The sequence below is a fragment of the Picosynechococcus sp. PCC 7117 genome, from assembly GCF_001693275.1.
In the GTDB taxonomy this organism is placed as follows: Bacteria; Cyanobacteriota; Cyanobacteriia; order Cyanobacteriales; family MRBY01; genus MRBY01.
The window spans coordinates 888,766-909,433 of record NZ_CP016477.1 but is presented as its reverse complement, the minus strand read 5'-3'; the positions used below and the strand labels follow the sequence as shown (position 1 = coordinate 909,433).

Annotated in this window: 20 protein-coding genes and 1 pseudogene; 12 read left to right on the top strand and 9 right to left on the bottom strand. The window is 47.9% G+C overall.

Annotated elements, in window-relative coordinates:
- Window positions 1–19 precede the first annotated feature (19 nt).
- The 5 genes from cynS to AWQ22_RS04385 all read right to left on the bottom strand — a co-directional run bounded on the left by cynS (window position 20) and on the right by AWQ22_RS04385 (window position 5,005).
- Window positions 20–463: a cyanase gene (cynS, locus tag AWQ22_RS04405; protein WP_030007552.1), complete on the bottom strand. Its 444-nt coding sequence runs from the start codon at window positions 461–463 to the stop codon at window positions 20–22.
- Between the two features lie 56 nt (window positions 464–519).
- The gene (locus tag AWQ22_RS04400) at window positions 520–1,413 is read right to left on the bottom strand and encodes an ABC transporter ATP-binding protein (RefSeq protein WP_012306490.1); all 894 of its coding nucleotides are present in this window, start codon (window positions 1,411–1,413) and stop codon (window positions 520–522) included.
- Window positions 1,413–2,249 carry a nitrate ABC transporter permease gene (gene ntrB, locus AWQ22_RS04395; RefSeq protein ID WP_012306489.1) on the bottom strand — a complete coding sequence of 279 codons (837 nt, stop codon included), beginning with the start codon at window positions 2,247–2,249 and terminating at the stop codon, window positions 1,413–1,415. The genes AWQ22_RS04400 and ntrB overlap by 1 nt, the downstream gene beginning before the upstream one ends.
- 20 nt (window positions 2,250–2,269) lie before the next feature.
- The gene (locus AWQ22_RS04390) at window positions 2,270–3,721 is read right to left on the bottom strand and encodes an ABC transporter substrate-binding protein (protein WP_315862427.1); all 1,452 of its coding nucleotides are present in this window, start codon (window positions 3,719–3,721) and stop codon (window positions 2,270–2,272) included.
- Between the two features lie 483 nt (window positions 3,722–4,204).
- On the bottom strand, window positions 4,205–5,005 hold the full coding sequence (locus tag AWQ22_RS04385; protein ID WP_012306487.1) for a response regulator: 801 nt from the start codon (window positions 5,003–5,005) through the stop codon (window positions 4,205–4,207).
- A gap of 514 nt (window positions 5,006–5,519) precedes the next feature.
- Here AWQ22_RS04385 and AWQ22_RS16920 point away from each other — a divergent pair.
- From AWQ22_RS16920 to AWQ22_RS04375, 3 genes are all read left to right on the top strand, one after another.
- Complete coding sequence (locus tag AWQ22_RS16920; protein ID WP_012306486.1) at window positions 5,520–5,690, top strand: hypothetical protein; 171 nt, start codon at window positions 5,520–5,522, stop codon at window positions 5,688–5,690.
- A gap of 127 nt (window positions 5,691–5,817) precedes the next feature.
- Window positions 5,818–7,425, top strand: coding sequence for an NAD(P)/FAD-dependent oxidoreductase (locus tag AWQ22_RS04380; RefSeq protein ID WP_065710307.1), 1,608 nt, complete (start codon window positions 5,818–5,820; stop codon window positions 7,423–7,425).
- Between the two features lie 131 nt (window positions 7,426–7,556).
- A complete protein-coding gene (locus AWQ22_RS04375) occupies window positions 7,557–7,892 on the top strand; it encodes a hypothetical protein (RefSeq protein WP_065710306.1) in 336 nt (111 codons plus the stop codon).
- 2 nt (window positions 7,893–7,894) lie between these two features.
- Here the strand turns inward: AWQ22_RS04375 and sipA are convergent, their stop codons facing one another.
- The 3 genes from sipA to AWQ22_RS17260 all read right to left on the bottom strand — a co-directional run bounded on the left by sipA (window position 7,895) and on the right by AWQ22_RS17260 (window position 10,394).
- The gene (gene sipA, locus AWQ22_RS04370) at window positions 7,895–8,119 is read right to left on the bottom strand and encodes a regulatory protein SipA (protein ID WP_030007558.1); all 225 of its coding nucleotides are present in this window, start codon (window positions 8,117–8,119) and stop codon (window positions 7,895–7,897) included.
- A gap of 118 nt (window positions 8,120–8,237) precedes the next feature.
- Entirely contained in the window at window positions 8,238–10,232 is a 1,995-nt protein-coding gene (locus AWQ22_RS04365; RefSeq protein WP_030007559.1) for an NAD(P)H-quinone oxidoreductase subunit 5, read from the bottom strand.
- Between the two features lie 30 nt (window positions 10,233–10,262).
- Window positions 10,263–10,394, bottom strand: a complete 132-nt coding sequence (locus tag AWQ22_RS17260; protein ID WP_254903390.1) for a hypothetical protein — start codon at window positions 10,392–10,394, stop codon at window positions 10,263–10,265.
- 518 nt (window positions 10,395–10,912) lie between these two features.
- Between AWQ22_RS17260 and petH the strand changes: the two genes are divergently transcribed.
- The 6 genes from petH to AWQ22_RS04335 all read left to right on the top strand — a co-directional run bounded on the left by petH (window position 10,913) and on the right by AWQ22_RS04335 (window position 16,934).
- The gene (petH, locus tag AWQ22_RS04360) at window positions 10,913–12,121 is read left to right on the top strand and encodes a ferredoxin--NADP reductase (RefSeq protein ID WP_012306481.1); all 1,209 of its coding nucleotides are present in this window, start codon (window positions 10,913–10,915) and stop codon (window positions 12,119–12,121) included.
- 247 nt (window positions 12,122–12,368) lie between these two features.
- The gene (locus AWQ22_RS04355) at window positions 12,369–12,833 is read left to right on the top strand and encodes a GAF domain-containing protein (protein WP_232321479.1); all 465 of its coding nucleotides are present in this window, start codon (window positions 12,369–12,371) and stop codon (window positions 12,831–12,833) included.
- 114 nt (window positions 12,834–12,947) lie between these two features.
- Complete coding sequence (locus tag AWQ22_RS04350; protein WP_012306479.1) at window positions 12,948–13,703, top strand: response regulator transcription factor; 756 nt, start codon at window positions 12,948–12,950, stop codon at window positions 13,701–13,703.
- A 57-nt stretch (window positions 13,704–13,760) separates the two neighbouring features.
- The gene (gene murD / locus AWQ22_RS04345; protein ID WP_065710305.1) at window positions 13,761–15,107 is read left to right on the top strand and encodes a UDP-N-acetylmuramoyl-L-alanine--D-glutamate ligase; all 1,347 of its coding nucleotides are present in this window, start codon (window positions 13,761–13,763) and stop codon (window positions 15,105–15,107) included.
- Window positions 15,108–15,161: 54 nt separating this feature from the next.
- A complete protein-coding gene (locus AWQ22_RS04340) occupies window positions 15,162–16,403 on the top strand; it encodes a DNA cytosine methyltransferase (RefSeq protein WP_065710304.1) in 1,242 nt (413 codons plus the stop codon).
- Window positions 16,404–16,646: 243 nt separating this feature from the next.
- Window positions 16,647–16,934 carry an MASE1 domain-containing protein gene (locus tag AWQ22_RS04335; protein WP_232321477.1) on the top strand — a complete coding sequence of 96 codons (288 nt, stop codon included), beginning with the start codon at window positions 16,647–16,649 and terminating at the stop codon, window positions 16,932–16,934.
- 6 nt (window positions 16,935–16,940) lie between these two features.
- Here AWQ22_RS04335 and AWQ22_RS16530 read toward each other — a convergent pair.
- Window positions 16,941–17,650 (bottom strand): IS1 family transposase gene (locus AWQ22_RS16530; protein WP_397428282.1). Its coding sequence is split into 2 segments (ribosomal slippage): window positions 16,941–17,365 and window positions 17,365–17,650, totalling 711 coding nucleotides; the frame shifts between segments, so codons are not numbered across the junction.
- Between the two features lie 92 nt (window positions 17,651–17,742).
- Here AWQ22_RS16530 and AWQ22_RS17355 point away from each other — a divergent pair.
- The 3 genes and pseudogenes from AWQ22_RS17355 to AWQ22_RS04320 all read left to right on the top strand — a co-directional run.
- Window positions 17,743–18,255: pseudogene (locus tag AWQ22_RS17355) on the top strand (MASE1 domain-containing protein); the annotation flags it as partial.
- Window positions 18,256–18,924, top strand: a complete 669-nt coding sequence (locus AWQ22_RS17350) for a diguanylate cyclase (RefSeq protein ID WP_315862438.1) — start codon at window positions 18,256–18,258, stop codon at window positions 18,922–18,924. It abuts the pseudogene before it with no gap.
- Window positions 18,925–19,297: 373 nt separating this feature from the next.
- Window positions 19,298–20,500: an NAD-dependent epimerase/dehydratase family protein gene (locus tag AWQ22_RS04320; RefSeq protein ID WP_065710302.1), complete on the top strand. Its 1,203-nt coding sequence runs from the start codon at window positions 19,298–19,300 to the stop codon at window positions 20,498–20,500.
- Window positions 20,501–20,668 lie beyond the last annotated feature (168 nt).

The following is a 20,668-nucleotide window of genomic DNA, read 5'->3' as shown; positions in this document are numbered from 1 at the left end:
TTCATAGCAGGAGCTCTACTTACCATTTCTTGTAGGGCAAGAACTTACCGCACATGATCACCTTAACGCGATCGCCTTTGGGATCTTCTTCGCACTCAACATCAATGGAAAAATCAATCGCACTCATGATGCCATCGCCGAATTTCTCATGGACAACCGCTTTAATGGGCATACCGTAAACCTGCATGATTTCGTAGAAACGATAGATGAGAGGATCCGTCGGAATAACAGGCTCAAGCGAACCTTTTAAAGGACATTCTGTCAACGGCTCAATTAGAGACTCATCCGCCCCAATCGCTTGCACAATCTTGGTTGCTTCTTCTAAAGATGCACTGGCCTGACGGTAAACCACGGAAGCAATCCAAACCTCATCACAACCGACTTTCGCTTCCAAATCTGCAAAGGAAATACCAGCAGCCTTTTTCGCAGCTAAAAGCTTCTCTGTAACCTCAGAAATTGCCATTCTTTAAATCCTCTAAAAAATCAAAATTACAACGTAACCAAATCGAATCATGTCGCTTAACGACTAATTCTTGCTGCCTCAACCGCGCGGGTTTCGCGAGAAAGATGACTCTCCATTTCAACCTTCAGATCGTGATATTCCGGATACTGATCCAGCTCCTCACGATTACGAGGACGAGGGAAAGGCACATCCAAGATTTCATCCACACCAGCAGCCGGGCCACGGGTCATCATAATGATCCGATCAGAAAGCAATAAAGCCTCATCAATACTGTGGGTAATCATGATTACCGTTTTCCGTTCCCGCTCCCAGATGCGTTCAATCTCATCCTGCAAGAACCCACGCGTTAGCGCATCCAATGCTCCGAACGGCTCATCCATCAATAAAATTTGGGGATTAATCGCCAGAGCACGGGCAATACCGACCCGCTGTTTCATACCACCCGAAATTTGGTGGGGATGCTTTTTCTCTGCACCCGTTAAACCCACGAGCTGAATATGTTCTTTGATGGTTCGCTTAATCTGCTTTTTCGGCATATCCGGATAAACCGTTTCCACCGCGAAGTAGAGGTTTTCCTCCACCGTCATCCAAGGCATCAGCGCATAACTTTGGAACACCATACCCCGGTCAGGCCCCGGGCCAGTAATCGGTACGCCATTGAGACGAATCTCACCAGAGGTAACAGGCGAAAGACCCGCAATCATATCCAGCAAAGTGGACTTACCACAGCCAGAAGGCCCAATAATCGAAACAAACGTATTCGGCTCAATATCGAGACTAATATCCTCGATCGCCACATAATCTCTCGATTTTTTACCAGTAACCTTACCCAATAAACTTTGTTTACCGTGGAAGACTTTGGTCAAATTACGAATTGAAAGTTGAGCCGTATCCGAAAAAGTATCTTCCGGCGTTAGGGGAGTTGCGTAATTCACAGGAGTAACACTCATTATTTTCGACCAAATGCAACAAATTTTTCGACAGCCGCAAAGCAACTATCCAGAATGAGACCAACTAAACCGATGATCAGAATCGCCACCAAAATGTTCGGAATATAAAGGTTATTCCACTCATTCCAGATGAAGTAGCCTAAACCTGTACCCAGCAACATTTCTGCCGCCACAATGACCAGCCAAGCAATCCCCATACTGATCCTTAAACCCGACAAGATGTTGGGCAGAGCAGCAGGAATAATCACTTTAAAAATAGTGCGGAAACTCGAAGCCCCCAGGGTTTTTGCCACATCCAAATATTCTTTACTAACATTTGCCACACCGAAAGACGTGTTGATCAAAGTCGGCCAAATACTGGAAATGAAGATGATAAAAACGCCAGTTTGCTCAGAATCGCGCAAGACATATAAACCAAGAGGTAACCAAGCTAGGGGAGATACAGGTTTTAACAACTGAATGAATGGGTTAAAACCTTTTCTGGCGATCGGTGAAATACCAATCAAGATTCCGAGGGGAACAGCAACACAAGAAGCCGCAAGATAGCCGATCGCCACCCGTCGCAAACTGATTAACAGATTCCAGCCAATGCCCAGGTCGTTAGGCCCATTGTCGAAAAAAGGATTAGTCGTCCACCACCACAACTCCTTGAGAGTCAAAGAAGCAGTAGGCATATTCGCCAGGATTCCTATGCGAGCACTAATTTCCCATCCTCCTAAAAAGACAATAAGGGAAGCAACAAATAGTGCAAATGCGAGAAAATTCTCATTTTGCCAAAGGGACTCTTTCGGCCTAGCGTAAGCTGATGTTGGTAGTCGTTTACTTGTGACTGCCATAATAAAAAACCTCCTAAAAATTACACGCCATATTCATCGATTTGCTGTTGCACATAAGCCGCAGGGTCAGCGGGATCGAAGGTGTCAAATTTGAGGGTCTCCTCGCGATAGATCTCAGTGGGCGGTGTCTGACCAAGCTCAGTTGCCAGTTCTCTTGCTAAATCGGTGAGGAAGACATCTGTACCAACGGTGTCATAGCCAGTCTCAGGAATAATTGTGGGAGCCAATCCGTCACCCTGAAGATCCCAACGCACAAGCTGGGAAGAAATCCAGTTTGCAAAACTCTGCCAAGGATAGGGGTCAAAGCCGATTCGGTCAGGAATATCAAGGCTATTGCCATTACCATCGTCAAATTTGCCAGTGAGAACTGCTTCGACAACTTCCACAGGCTGGTTAAGGAAGGCCCGCTCGGAAATCGCTCTGGCAATTTCAGGACGATTTTCAGGGACTTGAGCGTAAGCAGCCGCTTCGATAATGGACTTGTTTAGGGCGCGGAAAGTGTTGGGGTTGGCGTCAATCCACTGGTCACTGGCGGCAAAGGCGCAACAAGGATGACCTGGCCAAATTTCTTTGGTCAACATGTGGATAAAGCCTGCACCTTCGTACACGGCCCGCTGGTTAAACGGATCAGGCATCAAGTATGCGTCGATATCACCCGCTACTAGCTGAGCAATGCTGTCTGGTGGGGGAACAGGACGAATCTGTACATCCACATCAGGATCAATGCCGCCCGTCGCGAGGTAGTAACGTAACAGGAGATTGTGCATTGAGTAAGGGAAGGGAACCCCAATGGTAAAGCCCCTAAAGTCGGCAGGTCCATTTACCTGCCCCTTATATTTTTCGGCAACGGTGATTGCTTGACCGTTAATATTTTCGATACTTGCCAGCTTCACGCCAAATGCCTCGGAACCAAGACCTAAAGTCATCGCAATGGGCATCGGAGCCAGCATGTGGTAGGCATCCAATTCGCCGGCGATCGCCGAATCTCTGACGGCCCCCCAGCTCGGCATTTTGACGACCTTGGCATTAAAACCATACTTTTCATAAAAGCCCAAAGGCTCAGACATAATAATGGGCGTCGCACAAGTGATGGGAATAAAACCAATCTGTAAATCAGTTTTCTCCAAATTACCCACTGGCGCATCTGCCGGAGCGTCTGCCGCAGGGGGCGTTGTATCCTGCCCACAACTCGCTAAACTCACAAGGGCAGCACCGACGGCCATATTCCGCAGAAATTCTCGACGGGTCTGTTGACTACTACGAATTGAGTCTGCAAAAAATAGACCAGCTTGGGGCCCAAAGGCTGCCGCAAAAGCATTTTCCATCCCGCCAGCCTGCTTACAGAGGGCCAAGATCAGCTTCTCTCGCTTTGGATCACTGCGACCAATGCGCTTCAAAAATAAAGTTTTTCTCAGTTCGTAGGCATTTACTCCTTCTGCAGCCCGCAACTGATTCTCTTTATAAATCCCCATTTTTACGAGGTCCTCGACCATTTCTACAGGATCTTGCGGCATCGTCTGCATAAACTGCCAGTGATCACTCGCGCCATGGTATTTTCCACAAACATGACACAAAGACTGTAAGTTTGAGCGCCTGCCACCGAAAGAGTCGGAACCCCCTAGTCCCTGTAAAGCCTGCTGTGCTGAAATCAGAGTCATAATTTATATCTACCCAAAAATAACAACTTAAACTTTCAAAACCGCAGAATTTTGAAAGAGCCCTAAAACTCAGAAAAGTACTTTTATTTATTAAGAGTTGCGGTCTATAGTAGCAGCCACTTTCGTAATAAACATTAGATTTTTTTTTGAAAAAATGTCATTTTTTTAGGCTGTTTTTTCAACTCCCTTGATATCCTGCTTTTTTTGTTAAATCAATTACAGAAAAGTCTTTTCCGAAGATGTTATTCTCAGTTGGTTTTTGTGAAAAACTGTCCTGGCAACCCACAAGAAGACAGGCTATATTTGCTCAGAACGCCAATTTAATGGTGTTTTTCCATGGAATCGCCGGAATTGGTTGGTAAAGTAGCCAGCATCATGGTAGCCACATAATTCTGCAATTTTATGAATTGGCTTGTTTGTATTTTTCAATAGTTTGCGAGCCTGCAGCATGCGCCTTGCGATAATCCACTGCTTGACTGTATAGCCAGTTTCTTTTTGGACTAAATTACTCAGGTAGGAAGTAGAATAGCCAACTTCCTCGGCGATCGCCTTTATTTTAATGGGTTGATGGTAATGATCTTCAATAAAATCAAACGCTCGATTTAAATTGCTGGAGTAGGGGAAAGAAAAATCGCGATCGATATCTGTTAATGGAAAGTCGATTTCGGCACCAGAAGAAACAACTGTTTTATTTTTTGTCGAATCTAGATGGTGATTTTCAATCGTGTCTTGTTGTCGCTTTAGTCGGACATTAATCGCGCCTAGAAATTGTTCAACCGTGCAAGGCTTGGTCAGGTAATCATCTGCTCCGAGCTGCATACCATAGCGAAGCTCGGCCATAGTAACTTTGGCAGTGAGAAAGATAAAAGGAATCGCGGTTGTTTTAGGTGAGCGGCGTATTTTTGACAACACGAAGTAACCATCCATGTCGGGCATGAGAATGTCACACACAATCAAATTTGGTTGTTCGTTTAATGCCAGTTCAATCCCATCTAAAGCATTACTTGCAGCACAGGTTTTAAAGCCTTCAAATTCTAGGCACTTAAGGAAAACATTACGGGTTTCTGCTTCATCCTCAATAATCAAAATTTTCGTCATTGCCTTCTTGTTTCCAAAAATTGATCATTTATGCTGCCAAGTAAAGCCCCCTATTCCCTAGGGCTTAAAGAGCAAATTGATATTGTGTTCTTGTTTAGATGTAATCACTGCACTCAACTTAAGCTTTATTAGCCTTTAATTATGGTCAGCCTGATGTATCCCGCTATACAAAATAGGGGCGATCGCAATGATCAACTTGGAAAAATATTGTCGAATTAAGCCCCAAGGTGTTGTGTGACCGTTCGCCCTCGGCTCCTCTGATCAGCAGGCGATCGCAGTTTGGTCGTGTAACAATTAGAGTAAAGATGCCCTAGCATTTTGGATAACCTCAATGGCGATCGCCATCTATTTCTAAGGCGAATAAACTTGGCAACAACTAAGTGCAAAAGTCTATGGCGATAGATAAATAAAACGATTGAGCCATGAAATAGCGAAATGTACGACTGTGGCTTTTGTGCGCTACACTACATATTAAGAATTATTACATTAATTTCGATAAGACGAGGTTTTTACCATGGCAGCTCCAGAACCCACCGTTAAGCCCAATCTTGAAGATCCGAAGTTTGGCTTCAATCTCTATTCCGAGAAGCTCAATGGCCGGGCGGCGATGATCGGGATCATCATTGCGATCGCCATCGAATTATTCACCAAAGAAGGCGTCCTGAGCTGGTTGGGGTTGATCTAAGGCCGCTGACTAATTCTTTATTTATTGAGTCCGGGTCTTCCTCGCCATTGTGGGGAAGATTTTTTTCGTTTTTAATAAGAATCCCCGGCCCCAGGGATTATCATCGCTATTTTTGTCAGTAACTGCCATGCTTCGTCTTACGGAAATCAAACTGCCCCTCGACCACAGCCCAGAGGCGATCGCCCAGGCCATTTGCCAGAAGTTGAAAATTCAGCCGGATGACTTGCTGGAATATCAGATTTTCAAACGCAGCTACGATGCCCGTAAAAAGAGCAATATTTACCTCGTCTACATCTTTGATGTGCACACCACGAAGGATCAAGCTTTGCTAAAACGCTTCAAAAAAGATCCCCACGTGCTCCCCACCCCAGACATGAGTTACAAAATGGTGGCCCAAGCACCGGCAGATTGTGCGACGCGGCCCATCGTCATTGGCATGGGGCCTTGTGGGATGTTTGCGGGATTAATGCTAGCCAAAATGGGCTTTCGGCCGATTGTGCTAGAACGGGGAAAAACCGTCAATGAGCGCACCAAAGACACCTTTAATTTCTGGAAAAAGAAGGGAGAATTTAACCCCGAATCTAATGCCCAATTTGGAGAAGGAGGCGCAGGGACGTTTTCCGATGGGAAACTCTACAGCCAGGTGCGCGATCGCCACCATTACAAACGCAAAGTCCTCGAAGAATTTGTCGCCGCCGGGGCCAATCCCGAAATCCTCTACATCGCCAAACCCCACATTGGCACCTTTAAGCTCGTCGGCATCGTCCAAAGCATCCGCAAAACCATCGAATCCCTGGGTGGCGAAATTCGTTTCCAAAGCAAGGTCAAAACCCTCGAACTAGAAAACCATCAGGTCAAAGGCGTCACCCTCGAAAATGGCGAATTTATTCCCAGTTCCCACGTGGTGCTGGCCATGGGACACAGTGCGCGGGATACGTTCCAGATGCTCCATGACCAGGGTGTTTACATTGAGCCCAAGCCCTTTTCCATTGGCTTTCGGATCGAACATCCCCAACCCCTGATCGATGAATGTCGCTACGGGGAATTTGCTGGCAATAAAATTCTCGGTGCCGCCGATTACAAGCTCGTCCACCACTGTCAAAATGGGCGCTCGGTCTATAGTTTTTGTATGTGTCCGGGGGGTTTGGTGATTGGGGCCACCTCCGAGGCTGGCAAAGTCGTCACCAACGGCATGAGCCAATATTCCCGCAACGAACGTAACGCCAATGCGGGGATTGTTGTTGGCATTACCCCAGAAGAAGATTTTCCAGGGCATCCCCTCGCAGGCATTGATCTCCAACGAAAAGTAGAAGCCAGGGCCTTTGAACTGGGTGGTGGAGATTACAGTGCACCGGGCCAATTGGTGGGGGATTTTCTCGCGGGTTGTTCTTCTGAGTCGTTGGGCAAAGTTAAGCCTTCCTACGCACCGGGAGTTAAGCTAACGGATCTCAGCACCGCGCTCCCGGACTACGCCATTGAAGCGATTCGGGAAGCTCTACCCGCTTTTGACAAACAAATTAAGGGGTTTGCTATGGCCGAGGCGATGTTAACGGGGGTGGAAACGCGCACCTCTTCGCCAATTCGCATTAAACGGGGCAAAGATTACCAAAGTATTAATACCCAGGGCCTCTATCCTGCGGGGGAGGGAGCTGGTTATGCAGGGGGCATTCTCTCGGCAGCCATCGATGGGGTCAAAGTGGCGGAGGCGATCGCCTTAGATATTGTCAATGAGTAACAATTCAGCCAAATCGCGCTTTTTTTTCTAAAACATTTTCACTACACTGACACTACAACTTTTGATATTTTGCCTCATTCCGAGGACAGATATTTAGTAAAGTCTTAAATGTAAGGGGATTAGCGAAGATTATGACTCGGGCAACTAGCACGACAGAAATGGAAGTCACCAGTATTCGCCTAGAGCGCAAACTGAAAGATAAACTCAAGGAACTCGCTGGAAACCAAGGATACCAGGCCCTAATCCGCGATATTCTCTGGAACTACGTCAATCACAACTCAGGGGATTATCGCCCCCAGTTTAGCGAAGCAGATATTCGGGCGACCCTTGAGGCGATCGCCCAAAAGGATGAAACCTGTGCCCTCACGGGAAAACGCATCCAAACAGGCGAAACCATGTGCCTCGGCCTTACCATTCACGGCGATTTTGTCCCCCTGAGTCCGACTGTCGATCTGCCCAATTCCTAGGTTTAGGCCGTCCCAGTGGCGACTGCCAGATAGGTTTCTTCAAGCAAAAAAGAGCCCCGCTCGAACTTAACCGCCCAATAACCACCAGGGCGGCGATCGCCTAGGGTGCCAACCGCCCCCACCGCCAACAAATCCGCCGGACGCAACATCGGCATCGGGTCTGCGGTCTTAAGATAGGGGGGCAACTGTGTCAGCTTTACCTGGGTTCCTTGTTTAAATCCAGCCATAATTTTTCTGCTAACCCCTGTAACAACGCCACTGCAAATCTTATCAGGAAAAACAAAACCCCTCACCACTCAGGCAAGGGGGAATTTTATCTTCTCAACTTTCGGAATACAGTGACGGCTAGGCCACACTAAAGAAAATGACGAAGCCTAGCACCGCCCCAAACACAATGAGCGCATAGAACTGGACGCGGCCATTTTCAATGTATTTCAAGCCCTCACCACTCAAGAGGGTGGCGATCCCCGTGAGGTTTACGGCCCCATCGACGACGCGATAGTCCACCTCAAGGATTTGTCGGGCTAAGCGCCGGGTACCCATCACAAAAACATTGTTGTAGATATCGTCGAAGTACCATTTGTTCAAAGACAACTGATACAACACCGGGAATTTTTCGGCCAAACGAGCCGGATCAATTTTCTGCTGGAGATACATCAGCGAGGCGATGGTAATCCCAATGAGGGCGATCCCCACAGAATTACCACCCATGATCAAAAATTCTGTCAATTCAAAACCATGCTCAGCGGCCTCTGCTGCTTCGTTGGGAGAAAAGACAAAAGCTTCAAACCGATTACCCCAGGGAACCCCCAGCAAACCGATCAATACCGACGGAACCGCCAAAGCCATCAACGGGAAAGTCATCGTTAAAGGAGACTCGTGGGGCTTAGAGCCATGGTGGCCTTCTTCGGGGGCTTGACCTGCCGCCGTCAGGAGCTTTTCTTGCAGTTGCTGATCCGTGCCGCGAAACTCCCCTTCAAAGGTCAGGAAGTACATCCGGAACATATAAAAAGCGGTCATGCCAGCGGTGGCCCAACCAATGAACCAGAGCACTGGATTAGCCTCAAACGCCAAGCCTAAAATTTCGTCCTTCGACCAGAAACCAGCAAAGGGCGGGATCCCACAGATAGCGAGGGTGCCAATGAGAAACGTTGTGGCAGTGATGGGCATATATTTCCGCAGGCCACCCATCAGCCGCATATCCTGGGCCAGCACAGCGTTATGGCCGACCACCTCTTCCATACCATGGATGACAGAACCGGAACCCAAGAAGAGCATCGCCTTGAAGTAGGCATGGGTCATTAGGTGAAACAACCCAGCGGTGTAGCCACCGATCCCCATGGCCATCACCATGTAGCCCAACTGGGACATGGTGGAATAGGCAAGACCTTTTTTGATGTCGTTTTGGGTTAAGGCAATGGTCGCCCCTAGAAAAGCGGTGGTTGCTCCCGTCCAGGCAATGACATTCATCGCCTCTGGGATCGGCTCAAACACGGGATACATCCGCGCCACGAGGAACACTCCAGCAGCAACCATGGTCGCCGCGTGGATCAAAGCGGAAATGGGGGTTGGCCCTTCCATGGCATCGGGGAGCCACACATGGAGCGGAAATTGGGCGGATTTAGCCACAGGGCCAAGGAAAACGAGTACAGCAAAGACAATGGCCAGGAGGGAGCTGATTTGCCCCGTTGAGACGAGATCCACCAGGCGATCGCCCATCAGATCAAACTCAAAACTGCCCGTGGCCCAATAGAGACCGAGCATCCCTAGCAAGAGACCAAAATCGCCGACACGGTTTGTGACAAAAGCCTTTTGGCAAGCATCGGCCGCCGCCTTGCGGTCATACCAGAAGCCAATCAGGAGGTAGGAACACATCCCCACCAATTCCCAGAAAATGTAAACCTGCACAAGGTTTGGGCTAAACACCAGACCCAACATCGACGAGCTAAAAATGCTCAAATAAGCATAAAAACGGACATAACCCGGATCGTGGGCCATGTAACCATCGGTATAGATCATCACCAGCAAGGCCACCGTGGTTACGATCACCGACATCAAGGCACTCAGGTGATCCACGGTATAGCCCATCTGCAGATGAAAATCGCCTGCCGCTGCCCATTCTAGGGTGTAGGTAAAGGCTTCATGACCTTGAATTTGACTCCAGAGTAGCCCAAAAGAGAGGGCCATCGAAGTACCGATGAGCGACAGAACAAATACCGCATTGAGTTGCCGTAGCTTGTTCGTGAATTTGTTTAAGGAGATTAAGCCGATCCCGATAACCATTGCCCCCAACAGAGGCAGCACCGGAATCAACCATGCATATTGATAAAGCGGTTCCATTACGAATGCCTAGGATTCTTGCTTTCTAAGTTACACATCCATTGATGTCAAATTTCCCAACAAATTTTGGGTGACAGCGCACAGTTGACCAAGGGCATTTTTCGGAATTGCTTGGGGCGAGTTGCTCTGTTTGGGCTGTTCTAAATAGACACCAATGGTCAAAGAGTTTCGCCCCTCATTGTGACATATCCCCCTAAATCTTCAACGGATTGCCGCCGTTTGATTATATTTTGCTATCACAATTCCCCAGCAAAGGCGATCGCCCTGTTCTAATCCACTTCAAAAAAATCTAAAGAAAATCTAAAAAGATTACCTCTATGAAGATCCCCTTACAAAGCCCCAAGAAGAATGCAACAGCCATCACAAAACCCCTAGAGAAACATCCCTAAAATGCTTTTCTAAACTTCCTTGACTCACAATCTTGCACTAACTAACTCCAAGGAACCGAGCCCGGCTAAGATCGTGTTTCCAGTGACCTTGCTATCCCAATTCTGATACATCAAAATCAGTCACACTTCCCGCCCCATTCAGTAAAGCATGGGCAGCACAATGATAGTCTAAATGGAGTAAAGCCCTTATAATCTTGACTCTAAAGCGGGAAAAAGCGGTTTGTACCGACGATCCACCCCCTTTAAGATCAAAAAAACTGATAAATCAAAATAATTGGGAAACTGCACATAATGTACGGTATCACTAGCACAGCAAACTCTACTGGAAATCAATCCTACGCCAATCGTCTGTTTATCTACGAAGTTGTTGGTCTGGGTGGCGACGGTCGTAACGAAAACTCCCTCGTTCGTAAAAGTGGCACCACATTTATTACTGTGCCCTATGCCAGAATGAACCAGGAAATGCAACGCATTACCAAACTGGGAGGCAAAATCGTTAGTATCCGTCCCGCAGAAGATGCAGCCCAGATTGTGAGTGAAGGCCAGTCCTCCGCCCAAGCATCTGCACAATCTCCTATGGCTTCTTCGACAAAAATCGTTCACCCCAAAACCACCGACACCTCAGTTCCAGTTAATATTTATCGCCCGAAGACCCCCTTCCTCGGCAAATGTATCGAAAACTACGAGCTTGTTGACGAAGGCGGCAGCGGCACCGTGCGTCACGTAACCTTCGATATTTCCGAAGGCGATCTGCGCTACCTAGAAGGTCAAAGTATTGGGATTATTCCTCCCGGTGAAGACAAAAACGGGAAACCCCACAAGCTCAGACTCTATTCCATCGCCTCTACCCGTCATGGCGATATGGAAGACAACAAGACCGTCTCCCTCTGTGTTCGTCAACTCGAATACCAAGATCCCGAATCTGGCGAAACAGTTTATGGTGTGTGCTCCACCTATCTCTGTAATCTTCCTGTCGGCACAGATGACGTCAAGATCACTGGCCCTGTTGGTAAAGAAATGCTGCTGCCCGATGACGAAGATGCAACTGTCGTCATGCTCGCTACCGGCACTGGGATTGCACCTTTCCGGGCTTTCCTCTGGCGGATGTTCAAAGAGCAGCACGAAGACTACAAATTTAAAGGCAAGGCATGGCTCATCTTCGGTGTCCCCTATACTGCCAATATCCTTTATAAAGACGACTTCGAAAAAATGGCCGCGGAAAATCCTGACAACTTCCGCCTAACCTACGCCATTAGCCGCGAACAAAAGACCGCCGATGGTGGCAAGGTTTACGTTCAAAGCCGCGTTAGTGAATATGCCGATGAACTCTTTGAGATGATTCAAAAACCCAATACCCATGTTTATATGTGTGGTCTCAAGGGCATGCAACCCCCCATTGACGAAACCTTTACCGCCGAAGCAGAGAAGCGTGGTCTCAATTGGGAAGAAATGCGCCGCTCCATGAAAAAAGAACACCGTTGGCATGTGGAAGTTTACTAAAAACATTGCTGTGAGCTTCTGCTAGTCACACTATCGTGCAATTTCAGCAAGTTGTTAATCTCTGCCCTGGGAGCCACTACGGTTTGTCAGGGCTTTTTTGTTCAAGACAGATCCCTTGCCAAAGCAGGTTAAAACTGGAGCGCCCTCCGAGGAAATTCATCATTAATTCCCAAAGTGAAGGAGATCTTTATAAAATCGAAGGTAATAAAACTAGCAGCCGAATATGTTTGATCGAAGTCTTAATCGAGTGAACGAGCGATTAAATCGCACCCTGACTCGTAATCAATTGTTACAACAGGCCACTGATCAAACACGCTGGCAACTCCGGGTGAGTCGGGTTGTCATTTATTATTTCTACCGGGAATGGAAAGGGCAGGTGATCATTGAATCCCTGAGCCAGAGTGAATTTTCGATTTTAGGCTCGACGGGGGCCGATGATTGTTTTAATGGTGATTATGCCCAACGGTATCTCCAAGGCAGAATCCTACAAATTACAGATATTGAGGCAAGTGATTTTGACCCTTGTCACCTGGACTTTTTACGATCAATTCGGGTGCGGGCCGATCTGGTTGCGCCAATCATTGTCGATCAACGTTTGTGGGGATTGTTAGCGGCTCATCACCATGAAGTCCGGACTTGGCTAGCGGAGGAGGTGGAGTTTGTGCGACAACAGGCACAAACCCTAGCTGGTGATTTACAACTCATGGACTAAATCCTGACCCTGGCTAAACTTGGCAGTGTGAATGTATAGGAAATCACAATGTACTAGCCAAATCTCTGCCTTTTGATGTATATGTTGGCGTAACCCTGTAAATAATTTATTTTTATGCTCTCCCTTGATTTGATGTCACATACCCTAGATGCTGAGCTATCGACGAAAGCACGGATCCTAGTAGTGGAGGACGAGGCAGTCATTCGTGACATGATTGTGATGGGTTTAGAGGAAGAAGGCTATGAGGTCTTTTTTGCGGATAATGGCCGCACAGGCTTGAATATGCTGCAAAATCCAGAATTCAATGCCCCGGATATGCCTCTGGATTTGGTGATTCTAGATATTATGTTGCCGGAAGTGAATGGCTTAGACCTGTGTCGTTTTTTGAGATATCAGGGAAACACAATTCCGATTTTAGTTCTAAGTGCCAAGGCAAGTGAAACAGACCGGGTATTGGGCCTAGAGGTGGGTGCAGATGATTATTTAACCAAACCGTTTAGTCTGCGGGAGTTGGTGGCCCGGTGCCGTGCGCTGTTGCGGCGTCAGCAGTTTATCCGGAGCACGCCTAAAAATTCGGTACGTCAGTTTAAGGATATTTCTTTGTTCCCGGAGGAGTGTCGGGTGACGGTGCGGGGTGAGGAAGTGAGTTTATCGCCCAAGGAATATCGTTTATTGGAATTGTTTATGAGCTATCCGCGCCGGGTCTGGTCACGGGATCAGTTAATTGAACAGGTTTGGGGTGCTGATTTTCTAGGGGATACAAAAACGGTCGATGTGCATATCCGCTGGTTACGGGAAAAGCTAGAGTTAGATCCGAGTCAGCCGGAATATTTGATCACAGTGCGGGGCTTTGGCTATCGATTTGGTTAGGGGAAAGCAGCCATAATTCGGTACAATCAGCGATCACATTATTTCGACAGAGATGGTATGGCTCAGGCGCTCGTCATTGGCATTGGTCGTTCAGGAATTGCGGCAGCACGGCTTTTAAAGCGGCAAGGTTGGGAGGTGGTCTTAGGCGATCGCCAAACGGATGAATCCCTCGTGGCAGTGCAACAGGAGCTGTCGGCCCAAGGGATTACGGTCAAACTCGGCCATACCCCCAGTTTGGAAGAAGGCGATCGCCCGGATTTAATCGTCGTCAGTCCGGGGGTACCCTGGGATATTCCTTTTCTGAAAGAGGCGCGGGATCAAGGCATTGACACCATCGGCGAGATGGAACTGGCCTGGCGCAATTTAGACCAAAAACCCTGGGTCGGCATTACGGGCACAAATGGTAAAACCACCACTACGGCCCTGGTCGAAGCAATTTTTCAGGTAGCGGGTCGGGGTGGCCCTGCCTGCGGGAATATTGGCCATGCCGCCTGTGAGCTTGCGTTGGGAGAAGCCACCCCAGAGTGGATTGTGGCCGAAATTAGTAGCTATCAAATCGAATCTGCGCCGACCCTCTGTCCTCAAATTGGCGTGTGGACGACCTTCACACCAGACCACCTCGCCCGCCACTACACCCTCGACAATTATCACAGCATCAAAGCGTCCCTCATTGAGCGCAGTCGCCGCCAAGTCTTGAATGGGGATGATCCGTTTTTGCGATCGCAGGCAGAGCAATGGCCTGACGCCTATTGGACAAGCATCAAGGGAGCAGAACATTTACCGTGCGATCCTAAACGGGGGGTATTTATCCAGGATGCTTGGGTGAAAGCCTTTGGGGAATTGGTAATTCCTGTTTCTCTACTCAAAATGGTCGGCGACCATAATCTCCAGAACTTACTCTTGGCGATCGCCGCCGCCCGGTTAGCAAATATTGACAAAGGGGCGATCGCCGAGGCTATTGCTACTTTTCCTGGGGTGCCCCATCGTCTCGAGTTCATTTGCCAGCATCAGGGGGTTGATTTTATCAACGACAGTAAAGCAACGAACTATGATGCTGCTGAGGTGGGCTTAAATGCGGCCCCTGGCCCGGTGATTCTCATTGCTGGGGGCGAACCCAAAGCCGGTAATGCCGAGGCCTGGATCAAAAAAATTAAAGAAAAGGCAGCGACGGTGCTTTTAATTGGTGAGGCGGCCCCCCAGTTTGCTCAGTTACTCCAAGAGAGCGATTACACCCAGTACGAAATCGTTGAAACCCTAGAAAAGGCGATCGCCCGCAGTGTTGCCTTAATTCCGACCTATCAACCGAAAACAGTGCTCCTCTCTCCCGCCTGTGCCAGCTTCGATCAATACCGCAGTTTCGAGCACCGGGGCGATCATTTTCGTCATCTTTGCCAAGCTCTATAGGGCCAAAACCCTTTAGCATTAAAGAGAATTGCAAACACTTACTGGGAGCGCACTGTGAACCAAAGGCCCCTAGCCATTGATTTGTTTGCCGGATGCGGCGGAATGTCCCTGGGGCTAGAAGCGGCGGGCTTTGATGTGGTCGCAGCGGTAGAGATTGATCCCGTCCATGCCCTCGTTCACGAAGTCAATTTTCCCTATGGCGTCACCTTTTGCCGGGATATTCGTCACCTGCAATGGCCAGAAATGCGCCAAGCCATCGAACGGCGTGGCTATCCAACGGCAGACATTGATTTACTCACGGGTGGCCCTCCCTGCCAGGGATTTTCGGTGATGGGCAAACGACAATTGGGTGACCCGCGCAATCAATTGATCTTTGAATATGTCCGTCTGTTGCGGGATATTCAACCCAAATATTTCATTTTTGAAAATGTCCAGGGCCTGACTGGGCAACGCCACCAAGGGATGCTACAACAGCTTTGCCAATCTTTAGGGGAGGCTGGCTACCATGTTTTGCCCCCCCAGGTGCTTAATGGTGCTGACTACGGCGCTCCCCAACGACGTAAACGCTTAATTCTCTTGGGATATCGTCGGGATGTCCCCCCGGTGGCCTATCCAGCGCCGAGCCATGGCCCCGGCCTAGCACCCTATGTTACTGTCCACGAGGCGATCGCCGATTTAGAAACTATCCCTGTTTTTACAGACATTGACCGGGGCATTGTCCCCCCCGAACCTTTGGGAACCTTTGGGCGATCGCTCCATGAGCAGTTTCACCATTGCCATTCCCGCCAATTAGACACTCATTTTCTTTGGGGCCACCTCGGTTCTCAGCATCAACCCGAAATCCAAGCCCGTTTCCGAGCGACTCCCCCCGGCAAAAAAGAAGCCATTAGTCGCCTCTTTAAGCTGGATGCCCAGGGTCTCAGCAACACCCTCCGCGCTGGTACTCCCACCGAAAAAGGCTCCTTTACTGCCCCTAGACCGATTCATTACCAACTGCCCCGCTGCATTTCGATCCGCGAAGCCGCCCGCCTACATACCTTCCCCGATTGGTTTCAGTTTCATCGCAAGGTTTGGCATGGCTTCCGAGAAATTGGCAATGCCGTGCTGCCGCTCCTGGCCCAAAAAATTGCCCAAGAAATTATTCACACCTTAGACATTCAGCCGAATTTTCTCCCCCAAAAAACAATTCATATTACCCAAACTGATGCTTTATGGTCTCCCCTTGGGCAAGCTAGTCAATATTGGGAAATTCCGCGACATTTAGTGCCACGCCGTCGCCGTCTTTCTCCACCTTAAAAACTCATAAAAATCATATTTTTTGAAACCCAATTTCTCACCTATGATAATAACTATATTCCTATTTGACAGACTATCTTTTAACTCTCAATAACCCGTTGTGAAATTGATTTTGAGCTGGTAGAAACCAGTTTCTTTTTGCTGTTTAATTCTTGTTAACGTTCCTCCCCAATTACTGGTACTATGGATTTTCTCCAACTGCTACACAGTCGATGGCTGCGATGGTTCGGCCTCAATATCTGCTTGGCGATCGCCTATGCCTGGACCGCGGAAATCAGTCTAGTTTTTACCACCCTGCCGGGAACCGTCGCTTCAGTATGGCTTCCTTCGGGATTGACATTGGGTTTAATTCTTCTTTTTGGCAATAAAATCTTACCGAGCATTGCCCTAGGTTCCCTTTGGGTTATTTCTTTTGATTTGATCGAGCGGGATCCAAATATTAGTATTCAGGCTTTCTTTTGGGTTAACTTTGGTTGCATTGCTGGCAATTTAGTACAGCCTCTGTTGGCTCGTTTTATCCTAAAAAAATAGGTAGTACTAAAGGGGTAATGAGGAATTGTAGTGATGGATGAAATTCCACAATAGTCCAATGTGATTAAATACACACTTGGAGAAGGCTAGACTGCGTCTCACAAACCGTGACATCCTTTGCCTCACAGTACAATTAAAGCGCTCAATATAACTGGTTTTACCACTCTGTTTGCTAACCACCCGATGACGCTTTGAAGGGAATACGCCACGGTAGGCTTCCCACTCATCCGTGTAGAAGACTCCACATTGCCGATATACCCCAGGCAATGACGCCCACAGTGCTTTTGCACTCTCTCGACCACGGCAACCAACGTGCAGACCAATAATTTCCCGGGTTTGAACGTCAAGGGCCAGCCAGACCCACTGTTTATTGCCTTTGTGGTCAACAAAAGACCAGAGTTCGTCACACTGCACCTTTAAAGACCCCTTTTTTTGGGGACAACTTTGGCCCTTCTTGGTACTTGTGCTGCTTTCATATTGACGTAATTTTGCAGCCATTGTTCAGAAACTTGAACAGCTCTGGCGATGCCGGCCATCGAAATACGTTCGAAAAGCAGACGGTCAATCAGAGCGCGGGTTTCAGCATCAATGAGTTTATTGGTGGGATGTTCCACGAATTGACGACCGCATTGCTTGCAGAGAAAGCGCTGTTTACCGTTGTGGATGTGCCCATTTTTGACTGTATGTTGGGATTGACAGCTGGGACATTGAGGCATGGGTCGGAGTCAATGACTTCCGTTCTACCTTAACAAAACCGTCATTACCCTTTTAGTACCACCAAAAATATTCCCAGAGCCGACATTTTTTTAATCAAGTTCGAGGCGTTTTAACCTACATCACGGCTGCAACCCTTTCGCCAATGGCCTCTGCATTCATTGGTGTCACCAGTATTGTGTTTGCAGAACGTATGGAATGGGGACAGTATGGCTTAAATTGGTTTACTTGGTGGCTGGCGAGCACTTTGGCTCACTTGATTTTCACCCCGGTAATTCTCCTGGGGAAGGACTTTTTTAGCCGAAAAATCCCCTACCATGTCATCGAGATGTTGCTGATTTTAGCTGTTTTCATCAGTGTGAGCTGGAGTATTTTTATTCAAAGTTATCCCGTTGCTTACCTATTGCTGCTGATCTTAAATTGGACAGTGTTTCGCTACGGTGCTTTTGTGTCAAGCCTATTGGTCAGCATTGTTTCTATCTTGGCTATTTATACAACTGCCCATGGTTTGGGTGTCTTTGTTTTAGAGTCCCAAAATCAATCTTTATTGTTTTTACAGTCCTTTATGGGGGTATTTGCCCTCAGTTCTCTGCTCCTCTCAGCGGTCGTGGAAGAACGGAGCCGCGCCCAAGCTTCCCTAAAGAAAGCTCTGGATAATTCCACAAAGCTCATTTTAGAAAGAACAAAAGAATTACGTCGCAGTGAAGCACTCCTCCGGCAGACCAACCAAGAATTACAAAAATTAGTCCATTTAGACGGTTTAACTCAAATTGCCAACCGACGTTGTTTTAATCAACGGCTCGCGGCGGAGTGGCATCGTCTCTACCGCGAGCAAAAACCCCTCGCTTTAATTCTCTTTGATGTGGACTACTTCAAGCGCTACAACGATTCCTATGGTCACCAACAGGGAGATGAATGTCTGATTCAAATTGCCCAAGCAGTGAAACACCTCCTCAAACGACCGGCAGATTTAGTGGCTCGCTATGGGGGAGAGGAGTTTGTGGTTGTCTTACCGAATACGACTCAGGAAGGCGCAACCATCGTCGCCAAGCGGATTCGACGAACTGTTTTAGAGCTTCAGATTGCCCACAATGCAACGGAGATAAATGAGGCAATTGTTACCGTCAGCCTTGGTGTTGTCAGTGGTATCCCCCAGAGCCAGGAAAAACCCCTAACGTTTGTGAAAAAAGCCGACCAAGCTCTCTATTTAGCCAAACAACAGGGGCGTAATCGCATTGTTGTCGCCGGAGAGTCTGAGTTTCCCCATTTGCCCTAGTCGAAAGGCGCTAGTCCAAAGGCATTAGGTGGCGATCGCCTTGCCCATGATCTGTTAGTCCCTAGGTTTTAAGCCCAGATTAACAGCGATTTATCCCTACGCTAGCCTGGATTAAAAGTCCATTAACCCCGTGCAAGATGATCTCAGGGAACGACCCAACCGTCTATAATGTGGGATGATTTCAACGATTTGCTTTAATTTCGAGCATTTTGTTTTGATCCAAATACCCGACATCCCCTTTGAAGTCATCCTTTTCTACAAACTCGGGAATATATGTATGGCGTACCATGAACCCCAAAAAATTTTCCGGGAGTACACACCATGCACATTACTTTTTAAAGCACCAAAATAAAAAACCTAAGGAGTTGAATCCATGAAAATTATTGTTCTGGGTGGAGATGGGTTTTGCGGCTGGCCCACAGCATTGCATCTGTCGAAAACAGGTCATGATGTTGTTATTGTTGATAACCTTTCCAGAAGAAACATTGATAACGAACTGGAAGTAACATCACTGACGCCGATTAGCCCAATGTCGGTCAGGCTCAGAGCATGGAAAGAACTCACTGGCAAAACAATTCAGTTCTTCAACTTCGATATTGCCCACGAATATGACCAGCTTCTCAAGCTATTCGTTGACTATCAACCGGATGTGGTCGTTCACTTCGCCGAACAGCGGGCCGCTCCTTATTCCATGAAGTCTCCCAAGCACAAGCGTTATACCGTCGATAACAATCTAAACGGAACCAATAACGTACTTTGTGCCATTGTGGAATCCGGCCTTGATATCCACGTGGTACACCTCGGCACCATGGGGGTTTATGGTTACGGTACCGCCGGGATGAAGATCCCCGAAGGCTACCTCGATGTTCAGGTGGTCACCGAAGAAGGCAAAGTGATCGAGAAGCAAATTCTGCACCCGGCAAATCCTGGCAGCATCTATCACATGACCAAAACCCAGGATCAACTATTTTTTGCCTACTACAACAAAAACGACCAAGTCCGCGTCACTGACTTGCACCAAGGGATTGTTTGGGGTACGAACACCGCAGAAACAGCAATGGACGAGCGGCTCATCAATCGCTTTGACTATGACGGCGACTATGGCACCGTGCTGAATCGCTTTTTGATGCAGGCAGCTGTAGGCCATCCGTTGACTGTCCATGGTACTGGCGGCCAAACCCGTGCTTTTATTCATATTCAAGATACGGTGCGTTGTGTTGAACTGGCGATCAGTAATCCTCCAGCGAAAGGGGAACGAGTCAAAATTCTCAACCAGATGACGGAAACCCACCGCGTCCGGGATCTGGCGCAGATGGTGGCGAATATCGCTGGGGCAGAAATTCAATATTTAGAAAATCCCCGGAATGAAGCAGCAGAAAACGAACTGTATGTGGATAATCAGTGTTTCCTCGATATGGGCCTAGAACCGACCAAGCTCGATAAGGGATTGATGTTAGAGGTCACAGAAATCGCGAAGAAATATGTGGATCGCTGCGATCGCTCCCGAATCCTCTGTACTTCTAAGTGGAACCAAAGTACGACCTCAGAACCCCTGAAAGTTCATGCAAAAGTCTAGAGCTTAAAATTTATAGGCTTAATTAGATATTTGGCGTAATGGGGTGGGGGGCGATCGCCCCTCTTTTTTTGTGGCTTGAGCTTTTGATGCGTAGGCTGACGAGGCGAAAAAAGATCTGAATTTTATAAAATTTTAGGAATAAATAAAGAAGACCTCCATAGCAACCCA

Bases quoted from the DNA above. Each gene is read 5' to 3' on its own strand.
- ntrB (WP_012306489.1), bottom strand. From the start codon at position 2,249: ATGGCAGTCACAAGTAAACGACTACCAACATCAGCTTACGCTAGGCCG.
- petH (WP_012306481.1), top strand. From the start codon at position 10,913: ATGTACGGTATCACTAGCACAGCAAACTCTACTGGAAATCAATCCTAC.
- AWQ22_RS04380 (WP_065710307.1), top strand. From the start codon at position 5,818: ATGCTTCGTCTTACGGAAATCAAACTGCCCCTCGACCACAGCCCAGAG.
- AWQ22_RS04390 (WP_315862427.1), bottom strand. From the start codon at position 3,721: ATGGGGATTTATAAAGAGAATCAGTTGCGGGCTGCAGAAGGAGTAAAT.
- AWQ22_RS04350 (WP_012306479.1), top strand. From the start codon at position 12,948: ATGCTCTCCCTTGATTTGATGTCACATACCCTAGATGCTGAGCTATCG.
- AWQ22_RS04320 (WP_065710302.1), top strand. From the start codon at position 19,298: ATGAAAATTATTGTTCTGGGTGGAGATGGGTTTTGCGGCTGGCCCACA.
- cynS (WP_030007552.1), bottom strand. From the start codon at position 463: ATGGCAATTTCTGAGGTTACAGAGAAGCTTTTAGCTGCGAAAAAGGCT.
- AWQ22_RS04385 (WP_012306487.1), bottom strand. From the start codon at position 5,005: ATGACGAAAATTTTGATTATTGAGGATGAAGCAGAAACCCGTAATGTT.
- murD (WP_065710305.1), top strand. From the start codon at position 13,761: ATGGCTCAGGCGCTCGTCATTGGCATTGGTCGTTCAGGAATTGCGGCA.
- AWQ22_RS04375 (WP_065710306.1), top strand. From the start codon at position 7,557: ATGACTCGGGCAACTAGCACGACAGAAATGGAAGTCACCAGTATTCGC.
- AWQ22_RS04400 (WP_012306490.1), bottom strand. From the start codon at position 1,413: ATGAGTGTTACTCCTGTGAATTACGCAACTCCCCTAACGCCGGAAGAT.
- sipA (WP_030007558.1), bottom strand. From the start codon at position 8,119: ATGGCTGGATTTAAACAAGGAACCCAGGTAAAGCTGACACAGTTGCCC.
- AWQ22_RS04365 (WP_030007559.1), bottom strand. From the start codon at position 10,232: ATGGAACCGCTTTATCAATATGCATGGTTGATTCCGGTGCTGCCTCTG.
- AWQ22_RS16920 (WP_012306486.1), top strand. From the start codon at position 5,520: ATGGCAGCTCCAGAACCCACCGTTAAGCCCAATCTTGAAGATCCGAAG.